This window comes from Anabaena catenula FACHB-362 (assembly GCF_014698735.1).
Lineage (GTDB): Bacteria > Cyanobacteriota > Cyanobacteriia > Cyanobacteriales > Nostocaceae > Anabaena > Anabaena variabilis_A.
This window is the reverse complement of the sequence record NZ_JACJTQ010000011.1, coordinates 114889-127988: the sequence shown is the minus strand read 5'-3', so window position 1 is coordinate 127988 and position 13100 is coordinate 114889. Positions and strand designations below refer to the sequence as shown.

The window sequence follows — 13100 nt, the reverse complement described above, 5'->3', positions numbered from 1 at the left end:
CGTTACTCACCCGTCCGCCACTAAATCCCTAAGGATTCCGTTCGACTTGCATGTGTTAAGCATACCGCCAGCGTTCATCCTGAGCCAGGATCAAACTCTCCGTTTTGGTTTGTTTGTTTCTTTTAGCTCTCTTGACCGTCTTTTTCAACCTCGGTCAGGTTATTTTCTTTACTGACGCAGGGTACTTGTTGTATACTGTCTTTCAAACTATAATATTTTCAAGGTTCGGTGTCCTTCCGAGTTCGCTTTGCGGCGTTCTCTCTTCCGGCACTTATTCAATATATCGAACCTCCTTTAGTTTGTCAACTACTTTTTCAAACTTTTTTTGGGAAAATTTTCTCTAAGCAGTCCAAATCCTGATGAGATAAGAGTTTGGTGGGATAAAAGTAGAGGATGGGCATGAATCCAAATGGACTTATAAGCCTGGACGAATGATTTTTTCTGCGACTTGGGGCAAAAACCGTTGCAGTAAATAAAGCAGTTTAGATTTACCAATCAGCATTTCGTATTTATCACGGCTGAAGTTACGCCAAAATTCCTCTACTAAAGTATCAGGCTGGATCTTGCCTTTACCCCTTCCTTGGGTCATGGGTGTATCTACTAAAGGGGCAATGATCTCAAAAACTTTGATGGGAGTACCTTCTAGTTGCCAGCGTAGGGCTTTGGAGGCAATATGCAAACCTGCTTTACTACTACAGTAGATGGGCGCACTTTGCTTTGGTACTAAAGCTAATCCAGATGTGACGTTGATGATGGCTGCTGATTGTTTGGTCAGCAGATGGGGAATCATTAGTAGGGTAAGTTGCAGGGGCGCAATCAAATTTGTACGTAATTCTCTATCAATCAAATCTGGGCTGATTTGGGGATCTGTAAAATCGTAGTTGTACTGGATTCCAGCATTGTTAATCAGGATGTTGATTTGGGAATACTTTTGGGTGATGTGTTCCAAAGTCTGTACGTCTGTGATGTCGGCCTGTTCTATTGTGATATCTGGTAATGCAGCTTTGACGCTGGCTAGTTTTTGCTGATTTCGGTTGATGATTATTACTTTATTGTTGGTGCAAAGAAATTTTCTAGCCAGTGCTAGTCCAATACCAGAAGCACCTCCGGTAATAAGGACAGTGTTACCTGTAAGTTGCATGATTTTCCCTTGTTTGTCACTACTGGCAATTTATTTTTATAGGTGACAAACCAGAACGCATTAACATAGGTTAATTTTTTTGGAGCTTGGCGCGGATACGGCTGAGGGAAACTGTTGTAATACCGAGATAGGAAGCGATGTGGTATTGTTTGACTCTGGTTGCTAGTTGTGGGTATTCAGCCAGGAAGTTGAGATATCGTGTGGTGGCATCGTCCAGGAGTAGTTCGCTTTCACGCTTTTCTTTTTTGATAAATAAGGCTTGAGTGAGTTTGCAGTTCACTATTTGCCAGCAGATATGTTTTTGGGCTAGTTTTTGATAATCCGTATAATCTGCAACTAATAAATTGGTATCTTCTAAGGCTTCAATGAACAGACGAGAAGGCTCCTTTAATAGCAAGGCGCTATAGGCCGCAATAAATTCGTTGTCTAGACAAAAGGATTTGGTAAACTCTGTGCCGGAATGATCTAAATAATAGAGGCGTAAAAGTCCTGATATTACGAAGCCTATGGTTTTTGGTAGTTCTCCGGCTTTGATGAAGAATTCACCAACAGGTAGTTTGACAGGATAAAAGATGCTGCTGATTTTGTAGATTTCTGACTCTGGAATTTCTGTAAGCGATCGCAGGACATGAAACAATTGTTGATAGGGTTGAGTAGACATAGAAGAATTTGAACTCAATTCCAGAGGTAAGAAATTAGATGAAAAGTTCCGTGGCTGTACTACCACCGTTTTTGGTACTGGATCAATTGTTGCAAAATTGGTTGTTGGAGGATATTGGTAGAGGCGATCGCACTACTCAATCTCTTTTATCCCAAAATACGACGATAGGACAAGCGAAGTGGGTAGCAAAAGCACCAGGAATAATTGCTGGCTTACCAGTTGCAGCCAGGGTGTTTGAGTTGCTGAATCCTAAAGTGGGCTTTGTAGCTGTAAAGTTTGAAGGTGCAAAGTGTGAACCGGGAGAAGTGGTAGCAGAAATTAATGGTGCTTTGGATGCGCTGTTGATGGGGGAACGGGTGGCGCTAAATTTGGCGATGCGGTTGAGTGGAATTGCAACTCTGACTAATATATATGTAGAGAAAATAGCAGATTTACCTGCTCAGTTGGTGGATACACGTAAAACTACACCGGGGTTGAGAATCTTGGAAAAGTACGCTACGGCTCTAGGTGGTGCGATTAACCACCGGATGGGGTTAGATGATGCGGTAATGATTAAGGATAATCACATTGTAGCCGCTGGTGGAATTGGGCAAGCTATTATCCGTGTTCGTTCCCAGATTCCTTATCCTCTAACAATTGAGGTGGAAACGGAAAGTTTGGTACAGGTGCAAGAAGCATTAGAGCATCAAGCTGACATTATTATGTTGGATAATATGCCTTTGGAGATGATGGGTGAAGCAGTGCAGTTGATTCGCAAGCAGGATAGTCGGGTGAAGATTGAGGCTTCGGGAAATGTGACTTTGGAGACTATTCACGCTGTGGCAGAAACGGGTATTGATTATATTTCTAGTAGTGCGCCGATTACGCAATCAAGGTGGTTGGATTTGAGTATGAGAATGGATTGAAAATTGAGAGGAGTAGGAGTGATTAGTGGAAAAAAGTCACTCCTAGTTTCTAAAACTTAACTCTCTGAATTTTCCTGAGAGAACTTCTTAGAGATAGTTCTTTGTTGTCCTCCTTTAGCAGACGTTGCTGTTATCAGATAGTTGAGTAAGTTATCTGAAAAGGGAACACGGAAATGGAAAGTACCATCAGATTTGAGTTTAATACTATTACCATTAATAGTAATAGTTGTACCAGGCTCTGTTGCTCCCTGAATAACTAGCTCAGTATCTGTAACAAACCAGAAATCTGCACTAGAACGACTGAAAACGCGAACAATACCAGAACGAGCTATACACAACCAGCTATCAGCATAAGTAACATAACCAATTTCTGTCATGTAGTCACGATTTCCTTGGGGAATAGCCAGGTAACGATCATGGGTTGCTTCTTCACATTCATACTGTTGCACTAGCTGGGGAATCTGGTAACTGAGGTCAATATCAGTGACATCATACAGTCGCACTGCTAAGAAATTACCGCCTTTGTTTTGCAGCGCTTGTTTCTGAGTTTCCGACACATACCAAGAAACATAAGCCCATTTAGGAGTGCGGGGTGTGAAGACGATACTACCATCACCAATTGCATCTGACCAATTAGTAACTTCTTCTGTCAAATTAGCCTTGAGTTCAGCCTCGTCAGTCAAGGTATTCAATACCTCTCTGAAGTCATCTGATAAATCAGGTAGTGAATCTTTTATCTCATCTGTTGGTAGTTCCACATCTAATGATCCTGGTGACAAACCCAGTAATTCTGAAAGTGAAGTTGTGGAATCTTGATCAGATGTTACTGTGGGTACAGTCAGTAATTTTAAAAGTGAGGTGTTAGACTCTCCATCGCTTGATGTTGTTAGCACACCAAGTAACTCTAACAGTGAAGTATTGGAACCGTCATTAGCTGAGGTTGCTAGTACACCGAGTAATTCTAACAGCGAAGTTGTGGAATGTTGATTAGATGTCTCTGCTGGTTCATTTAGTAATTCTGAAAGCGAAGTTGTGGAATGTTGATTAGATGCCTCTGCTGGTTCATTTAGTAATTCTGAAAGCGAAGTTGTGGAATGTTGATTAGATGCTCCCGATGGTTCATTTAGTAATTCTGAAAGCGAAGTTGTGGAATGTTGATTAGATGCCTCTGCTGGTTCATTTAGTAATTCTGAAAGCGAAGTTGTGGAATGTTGATTAGATGTCTCTGCTGGTTCATTTAGTAATTCTGAAAGCGAAGTTGTGGAATGTTGATTAGATGTCTCTGCTGGTTCATTTAGTAATTCTGAAAGCGAAGTTGTGGAATGTTGATTAGATGTCTCTGCTGGTTCATTTAGTAATTCTGAAAGCGAAGTTGTGGAATGTTGATTAGATGTCTCTGCTGGTTCATTTAGTAATTCTGAAAGCGAAGTTGTGGAATGTTGATTAGATGCTCCTGATGGTTCATCTAGTAATTCTAAGAGGGAATTGGTGAGATCATCTGTTGGCAGTTCTAGATCAAATGGCAATTCTGAAATATTTGGGACTGAGGGATAGGGACTCTTGACAACAGCTACTGGTGCTTCTGTGTCCCAGACAACTTCACCACAATCAAGAGCAATTGTCTCAGCAGAAATTTGCACCTGATGTTTATCTTCTGCTGGGGTGTTTTTTTCTTTGACAGCTATGGCTGTTAAACCAGATCCTAAACTTTCAGTATCAGTGAGAATGAAATTCTCTTCTGTGTTGGATAGGGTTGATGTCGTGTTTTGAGTGTGGTGAGATGTTCCGTTAGTGGGGGTAGTGTTGTTAATAGAGGGGATAAAGCTGTATTCGTCAGGTGTTGTTTCTGAAACTGATTTTATGGAAGTATCAACTTCCAAGCCATTTATGTTTTCACTGATGGATTGCCGTCTTCCCCGTAACCACCAAGTTAAGAAGCCACCTAAGCCAACAATTGGCAACAAAGATAAGACTATCCAAAGTACTATATTCCTTTGCCCGTTAGGATTATTGTCCCAAGGAGTCACAAACTGTTGCTCGTTACCTGAATTAACGGTAGATGGTGAAGCAGTTGCTGTGGGTGTAGCCGCTGGTATAGAACTTGTGGTAGTTTCTGTACTAAAACTTTGTAATGCACGGGCTGCGATCGCAGCTGCTTCAGCATTTATAGCTGCTTCTATTGCTTTTTTTCCGGGGTTTGCAGTTGTAAAGCCGAGAAAATTAGCGACTCCGGGGCTGGGATTTTGCTTGTAAACGTAAACTAAAGGCTGGGAAAAGGGATATCTAGAATTATCTGGGGAGATTTCCTGTATTTTCAGTTTTCGCACATCTGGCAGCATTGATACCTGATTATTCATCACATAGGTAATACCGTCTGTGCCTAATTCTTTGATGATTTGGGCAATGTTATCATTAGTGACTTGGATGGCATTAGCACCTGTGGCAAATTCACCGGATTTAAAGGCTGGGTAGTTGCGAAAGGAATTACGAGTATCGCTAGTTGGAGGATGATCGATAAACCGAATCTTACCAGCAGATCCTCCTATTTCTGACCAGTCTGTGATTTCTCCCCGAAAAATCTTGGCGAACTGCTCACTCGTCAAACCGCCTTTGAACGGATTGTTTGCACCCACTATAATGGCAATCTTTTCTCGGCGTAAATTGACTTGTTCTAAACCTTGGGCTTGTTCTGCTGGTGTTAGTCTACGAGCGATCGCAGCTATATCTATTTTGCCATCCAGCAAACCTTGCAGTGCGGCATCAGTCCCATTAACACTCACTTCTACCTTTGTTCCAGAGAACTTTTTTTCAAAGTCATCTTTTAGGTTTTGGTTAATCATCACCAAGCTATTGGAACCATCAATCCTCACTGTAGTTCCATTTTCCACTGTTTGTGGCAATGGGAAAGTGGCAGCATCAGTTGTAGATTCTGCCAATACAGGTCTGGAAATTAAGAAATTTGCTGCCATTGGAATGGTAGCCAAGCTCAACGATAAAGCCAAACTAACAATGAAACTATCTTTTTTCTCTTGTTGCCACATATGCCCCTTATTAAGGTATAAGAAATAGTAAAGTGGGCTAATTGTCAAGATGTTTTTGTATAGAGGAGACGCGTTAATTATACATCTTTAGTTATGTTTATCCCCAGTAACCGAATTTACTCAAAGTTAATCCATACTACGTTTTGTTGATATAGTAAAAACCGTAAGCTTTACGCTATAGTTTATACGAGTGTTTTTTTGAGATAACAATGACAATTCGGCTTATCAATCAGCGACTCTACCAAGGCATTCAGAACAGTGGTAGCTAATAATCCACCACCTAAAGTTCCTTCAATAGTGATAAAAGGCACATTTTGTTCCATAAGTTGTCGCTTGGCTGCGGGTGCATGACTAAAGCCAATGGGCATTCCTATCACTAGTGCCGGCTGAATTTTCTGGTTTTCAATGGCTGTACAGATTTCCAGCAATACTGAAGGGGCATAACCAACCACCAGTATAGCCCCCGTATTTAGTTGCAGCAATGTTTCTCGCCATTTTTGATCTTGCCAAAATGATTGTTCTGCTTCTGTGACAGTGGTAATGTGGGGATTATCAATTAAAGTTGTGACTAGACATCCCAAATGGGCTAATCGCGTTTGGTCTAAAACATCTGCCACTGTGGGAAGATCAACAATAATCTCACAACCAGATTTTAGGGCTTTTCGACTGGCTGCTATGGCTTCCCGACTCAACCGCAAAAAAGATACCAAACTCACATCACCGCAAGCTAAAACTAATTGGGAAATTAGATGTTGTTCAATTTCTGAACGATTGGATAAATCAGGTAATAAGCGTTTGAGGGATTCTGGGAATACTTCTGAATGGTTGTGAACTTCAGCGTCTAACCGACTCCAAAGTTTTTCTAGTCCCCCTAAACCTGCTTGGGTGTCAACTTCCAGTAACTTAATTTGGGCTAAAACTTCGGCTTGTATGATTTGACAATGTTCATCTCTCCCTAACAAACCTTCTAAAGCTGAAGCTGTTTGTCGCAACTGAGAAATTTGTTGTGTTATTGCCTGATACTGTTGTTGTAGTTGCGCCATCAGGTTATGATTTGTGTCTGCTTCGTTCACTTCCAAAATGTGACGAATGTGGTTGAGTTGAAATCCTTGCTGTTTAAGTGCAACAATTTTTTGTAATCGGATGACATCTTTTTGGCTGTATAGGCGATAATTACTGTGCGATCGCACTGCTTGTGGTAATAGTCCTAATTGATGATAATGTCTCACCATTCGCGGTGTAATTCCACCACCTACAGCTTCTGTGAATTCTTTGATAGTTAAACAACCTGGATTCATATTTTATTTAATATCAATTTTGGGCGAAGGTTGAAAATACACAAAATCTACTTTAGCTTTTTCTGTAAAGCATACAAAACTTAAAAAAAGTGTATATTATTGACTTAATAAAATTCAAAATATGTAATTTTAAAAAAAATAAATATGTCTGATTTTATCAATATTTTGGTTAAGTGGTCAAACAAAGTTTGGTTTTGTAGGATAGCAATCTTGGCGCTTAGTCCCATGATTGTGGGACAACCTGTTGTCCTTGCTCAAATTAAACCTGATACTACATTGGGCAATGAAGCATCTCTGGTAAAACCGAAAGTTGATATTAAAGGAGCAATAGGTGATTTTATTGATGGTGGTGCAGTGAGAGGTGCAAACCTATTTCATAGCTTTCGTGAATTTAGCATTGGTGATGGGCAACGGGTTTACTTCTCCAACCCCACAGGTGTAGAAAATATCCTCACACGAGTCACGGGGAACAACCGTTCTGATATTTTGGGGACATTGGGAATTTTGGGTAATGCCAATTTATTTTTAATTAATCCCAAAGGTATATTTTTTGGAGAAAATGCCAAATTAGATATTGCAGGTTCTTTTGTAGCGAGTACAGCAAATGGTGTTCAATTTGATAATCAGGGTTTTTTCAGCGCTTCAAACCCTGAGAAAATCCCTTTGCTGAGTGTCAATCCTTCAGCATTATTCTTCAACCAAATTGGGGCAGCAAGTATCGAAAGCAGATCAGTCGCCGCTACAGGTTTAGATCGCTCAGGAGAGCAGACGTTTGGTTTGCGGGTTGCCGATGGTCGAAGTTTATTGCTGTTGGGAGGCGACATCAACCTGAGTGGAGGGAGTTTGAATGCCTTGGGAGGTAGAATTAATTTGGGTGGTTTAGCAGCACCGGGAAGTGTCGAGTTGAAGTTTGCGGGTAACAATTTGAGTATGAGCTTCCCTGAGAGTGTACCCAGAGCAGATGTTTCACTTAGCGATCATGCCAAGCTCAATGTTACAGCCGAAAATGGTGGTAGTATCGCAATTTCCTCTCGAAACATCGACATTGCAGGAGGAAGTAACATTCAAGCAGGCATCGGGTCTGGTTTAGGAACTTTTGGCAATCAAGCTGGAGATATTACCCTCAATGCCACCGATTTAATAAGATTAAGGCAGTCGAGTACAATCAAAAACACAGTTGGGCAGAGTGCTAGAGGTAATAGTGGTGATATTAAGGTAGGGACAGGCTCATTTTTGATGAGTGATGGCTCTCAAGTGATTGTTAGTACTCTTGGACAGGGAAATGCAGGTAACGTCACAATTCAAGCTCGTGACACGGTGACGATTGATGGACTCAATGGTGAATATTACTCTACCAAAATAGTTAGCGACATAGCCCCAAAAGCCGTAGGTCAAGCAGGAAATATTAACATCCAAGCAGGGTCTCTCTCAATGATTAATACTGCTCTCTTAGATTCCGGTACTGCTGGTCAAGGAAGTGCAGGTAATATTACTATTCAAGTCCGTGAAGCGGTCTTACTAGATCAAAGTGATATGGCAAGTCAGGTATCAAGCCGTGCAATATTCGGTAAAGGAGGAAATATTGAAATTACGGCAGATTCGCTTGCAGTTGTTAACGGATCTCAACTGAGTTCTAGCACTTTTGGCAAAGGCGATGCAGGCAATGTCACAATTCAAACTCGTGGGGTAAATGGGGTTGCTTTTGATGGCGTAAGTAGTGAAGATGAATTTCCCAGTGGAGCATTCAGCACAGTGTCTGAAAATGCAGTGGGCAAGGGAGGAAATATCCAAATCACAGCAGAGTCGCTTTTTGTTAGTAATGGCGCTCAACTACAGGTGGCGACAATTGGACAAGGAGATGCAGGCAATATCACTATTAAAACTCGCGATCAAGTTTCTTTTAACGGTACTGCTAGTTATGGATTACCCAGTGGAGCTATCAGTGCCGTGGAACCAAGTGCAGTAGGTAAGGGAGGAAATATTCATATTACTACAGGCTCACTTTCGGTTACCAATGGTGCTGCGTTAAGCTCTCAAACTCGTGGCAAGGGAGATGCGGGGAGTATTTTGATTCAAGCTCAGGATATGGTTTCATTTGATGGAGTCAGTTTATTGGACTTCAGCAGTGGAGCATTTAGCACAGTATCTTTGGGTGCAGAAGGCAAAGGTGGAGATATCCAGATTATTGCAGGGTCACTCTCAATTAGTAACCGTGCGCGTTTAAATGCTCAAAGCAACGGCATGGGTAAAGCAGGCAATATTACAGTGACAGCAAATACTTTTGATGCTGTTAGTGGTGGAAAACTTCTCACATCAACAAGCAGCACGAATCCGGCAGGAGACATTAGTTTAAGGGTAAGCGATCGCGTGACCATAACAGGTACTAACAGTGGAATTTTTGCTAATACAACCCTTGATGCTACGGGCAACAGCGGTAATATCTTCATTAATCCCCAAGTCATGATCCTTCGTGATGGTGCTAAAATTGCTGTCGATAATCAAGGTAGTGGAACAGGCGGTATTATTCATATCCAAGCGGGAACCTTAACCCTTGATAACGATGCTGTGATTTCTGCGGAAACAGCGAGTAATACTGGCGGTAATATTCAACTCCAACTACAAGACCTGTTGTTATTAAGGCGTAATAGTCTGATTTCCACCACTGCTGGAACTGCTCAGGCAGGAGGTAATGGAGGTAACATTACCATCAATACCCCATTTATCGTTGCTTTTCCTTCAGAAAATAATGATATTACCGCCAATGCTTTTATTGGCAATGGTGGGAGAGTAGATATTACTGCTCAAAGTATTTTTGGACTAACACCACGTACTCGTGCAGATTTAGAGAGGTTATTGGGAACAAACGACCCTACCCAGCTAAATTCTGTATCTTTGCCCACGAGTGACATCACAGCTATTTCCCAAGCCAATCCTTCATTAAATGGTCAAGTGAATCTCAACACACTTGATACCGACCCCAATAATGGACTAGTAGCATTACCTACAAATATAGTAGATGCTGCCAAATTAATTTCCCAAACTTGTAGAGGTGCTGGAGGAACAACAGCCAGTCAAGAAAGTGAATTTATAGTTACTGGACGGGGTGGTTTACCAGCTAACCCCACTGAATTACTGAATAGTGATGCAGTCTGGTACGACTTACAACCCCATGCTTTGCTGAATGAAAAATTGAATAGCTTTCAAAAAGAAGACAAAAGACTTTCTCAACGACCTGCTGCAATTGTGGAAGCTCAAGGCTGGGTAATTGGTGCTGATGGTAGTATCACCCTCGTAGCTCAAGCACCCACTACTACCCCTCACAATTCTTTTGTTACACCTGTTAGTTGTTCAAATAGCCAAAAGGGAATAGGGAATAGGGAATAGGGAAAAACTTAATTATAAGTAATTAGCCAGTTATGAAGTTAGACTCGCAAATAACAAAAAAACAGCAGAGATTTTGGCGTAAAGTTCTAGCTTTTCTGCTTTGTGCGCTAACAGGAATGAGTCTAACGGTGATGCTCGACTTTAAGCCAGTTACGGCCTCTTCTGTTAAACCTTTCCCGTCTAGCTTCCCACTTCTGCAAGCAAAGGAAATTGGGGATAGTTCTACACAATACTGGGAGAACTCAAATTTAATTCAGCAAGGTAGAGAACTGTACCAAGCTGAAAGATATGCTGAAGCTGTAAATATTTGGCAACAGGCACTCAAAGGAGAAAATAATCTATCGTCTCAAGCTATGGTGTTAAATTATCTTGCCTTAGCTTATCAGCAGTTGGGACAGTGGCAGCAGGCAAAGGAAGCAATTACTTCCAGTTTGAAACTATTGGGGAATAAAGAACAAAAAACTCCACAAACAAAGCTAATTTTAGCCCAAGCTCTTAACACTCAAGGAAGTTTAGAATTAGCTCAAGGTCAAGCAGAACAAGCTCTGAACATTTGGCAACAAGCATCTGCTATTTATACGGAAGCTGGCTATACACAAGGCAGAATTGGCAGTTTAATTAATCAGGCTCAGGCTCAACAAGCTCTGGGGTTTTACATCCAAGCTCGTAAAACCTTAGCAGATGTGGAACAATTACTGGTAAATCAGCCAGACCAGCAATTGAAAAGTACAGGTTTGCGTAGTTTGGGCAATGTTCTTAGATTAGTGGGGGCTTTTGGTGATTCTCGGCAAGTTTTGCAGCAAAGTTTGCAAGTATTACAGGGTGCAGATGTATTAACACAAGAAATAAGCGCCACTTTACTCAGCTTGGGCAACACAGCTTATGCCCAAGGCGATACAGAATCTGCATTCAAATATTATGAACAGGCAGCTACAACTTCACCTGCAAGCATTACACAAATTCAGGCTCAAATTAATCAAATTTACTTATTGATAACCACTGCACAAGAGAAAAAAGCCGAAAATCTGTGGATACAAATCCAGCCCAATCTCGCCAAATTATCTCCCAGTCGCTCGTCAATTTATGCTCGCATTAACCTGGCGAAAAGTTTGGTAAAACTGGGAAATAAAAGAACTGAATCGGCGCGGTTACTTGCCACAGCATTTCAACAAGCTAAAAGTTTAAATGACCAAAAAGCCCAATCCTATGCGTTAGGTTACTTAGGTGGACTTTATGAACAAATTCCGCAATGGTCAAATGCTCAAGAGTTAACCGAACAAGCTTTACAACTAGCCCAAGCTATTAATGCTCCAGATGTTGCCTATCAATGGCAGTGGCAATTAGGACGCATCTTAAAAGCTCAAGGGGTAATCAAGCCAGCGACAGATGCTTATAAAATAGCCTTCACCACGTTAAAATCTCTGCGGAGCGATTTGGTGGCAATCAACACAGATATCCAATTTTCCTTTCGGGAAACTGTAGAACCTGTGTATCGTGAATATGTAGAACTCCTTTTAAATCCAGACACCAGCACAGAACCTAGTCAAGAGCAGCTAAAACAAGCCCGTCAAGTAATTGAATCATTACAATTAGCAGAACTTGATAACTTTTTTCGTTCCGCTTGTCTAGAAGGACAGATAGTACCAATTGAACAGATTCAACAATCAAAAGCAGCAGTAATTTATCCGATTATTCTCCAAGATAGACTAGAAGTAATTCTGAGTTTACCCCAGCAAGCATTACGGCACTACGCTACCAAAGTATCTCAAAATGAAGTTGAAGAAGTTGCAGAACAACTCAGACTCAATTTAGAAAAACCTTACACAACTCCTGACGGAAAATTATTAGCTGCAAAAGTTTATGATTGGTTAATTCGCCCTGTACAAGCAGAACTGTCTCAAAGTCAGGTGACAACATTAGTTTTCGTCTTGGATGGTTCCCTGCGGAATATACCAATGGCTGCACTGTATGATGGCAAACAGTATTTATTAGAGAAATACAGTGTGGCACTTACGCCGGGGTTAGAGTTATTGGGGCCTCGTCCTTTACGGCAAAGTCGGCTGAAAACTCTGGTAGCTGGACTGGCAGAAGCAAGACATGGATTTAGTTCTTTACCCAATGTCAATGAGGAATTAAAGGCAGTTGAGTTGGAAGTACCTAGCGAAGTTCTCCTGAATGAGACATTTACTAGTGGGGCGTTACGCAAACAAATTGACTCTCTCCCCTTCTCTGTAGTGCATTTAGCAACTCACGGTCAATTTAGTTCCAATGCTGATGAAACCTTTGTGTTGGCTTGGGATAAACCCATGAAGGTGAATGAATTAAAAGACTTACTTCGCAGTCGAGAACAAACTAGACCTGAACCCATTGAATTACTGGTTTTGAGTGCTTGCGAAACAGCCGAGGGAGATAAACGAGCGGCTTTAGGATTGGCTGGAGTAGCAATTCAAGCCGGCGCACGCAGTACCTTAGCTTCTCTTTGGAGTCTTGATGATGAATCTGGGGCGCTTCTCATTGGTCAATTTTATAAAGAGTTAGCAACTAAGCAAGTGACGAAGGCAGAAGCACTGCGACTAGCTCAACTCTCACTATTAAAAGACCCTGATTATCGACATCCTGTGCATTGGGCATCTTACGTATTGTTGGGAAATTGGCTTTAGATTGCTGGCA

The 13100-nt window shown here is 41.4% G+C and carries 7 protein-coding genes and 1 rRNA gene; 3 read left to right on the top strand and 5 right to left on the bottom strand.

Annotated features, from left to right (window positions below; all coding sequences use genetic code 11):
- From H6G68_RS09965 to H6G68_RS09955, 3 genes are all read right to left on the bottom strand, one after another.
- A 16S ribosomal RNA gene (locus H6G68_RS09965) occupies positions 1-106 on the bottom strand; the annotation flags it as partial.
- Between the two features lie 309 nt (positions 107-415).
- Positions 416-1141 carry an SDR family oxidoreductase gene (locus H6G68_RS09960; protein WP_190906498.1) on the bottom strand — a complete coding sequence of 242 codons (726 nt, stop codon included), beginning with the start codon at positions 1139-1141 and terminating at the stop codon, positions 416-418.
- Between the two features lie 70 nt (positions 1142-1211).
- Positions 1212-1802 (bottom strand): Crp/Fnr family transcriptional regulator, encoded by a 591-nt coding sequence (locus H6G68_RS09955; protein ID WP_190906497.1) that lies wholly within the window; start codon positions 1800-1802, stop codon positions 1212-1214.
- Between the two features lie 38 nt (positions 1803-1840).
- Here H6G68_RS09955 and nadC point away from each other — a divergent pair, with 38 nt between their 5' ends.
- Positions 1841-2707 carry a carboxylating nicotinate-nucleotide diphosphorylase gene (gene nadC, locus H6G68_RS09950; RefSeq protein ID WP_190906496.1) on the top strand — a complete coding sequence of 289 codons (867 nt, stop codon included), beginning with the start codon at positions 1841-1843 and terminating at the stop codon, positions 2705-2707.
- 56 nt (positions 2708-2763) lie between these two features.
- Here nadC and H6G68_RS09945 read toward each other — a convergent pair whose 3' ends face one another.
- On the bottom strand, positions 2764-5748 hold the full coding sequence (locus tag H6G68_RS09945) for a substrate-binding domain-containing protein (RefSeq protein ID WP_190906495.1): 2985 nt from the start codon (positions 5746-5748) through the stop codon (positions 2764-2766).
- Positions 5749-5930: 182 nt separating this feature from the next.
- Positions 5931-7046: a precorrin-8X methylmutase gene (locus tag H6G68_RS09940; RefSeq protein ID WP_190906494.1), complete on the bottom strand. Its 1116-nt coding sequence runs from the start codon at positions 7044-7046 to the stop codon at positions 5931-5933.
- A gap of 144 nt (positions 7047-7190) precedes the next feature.
- On the opposite strand from H6G68_RS09940, the gene H6G68_RS09935 reads away from it, so the two are divergent.
- A complete protein-coding gene (locus tag H6G68_RS09935; protein WP_190906493.1) occupies positions 7191-10430 on the top strand; it encodes a beta strand repeat-containing protein in 3240 nt (1079 codons plus the stop codon).
- 32 nt (positions 10431-10462) lie between these two features.
- The gene (locus tag H6G68_RS09930; protein WP_190906492.1) at positions 10463-13090 is read left to right on the top strand and encodes a CHAT domain-containing protein; all 2628 of its coding nucleotides are present in this window, start codon (positions 10463-10465) and stop codon (positions 13088-13090) included.
- The last annotated feature ends 10 nt before the right edge of the window (positions 13091-13100 follow it).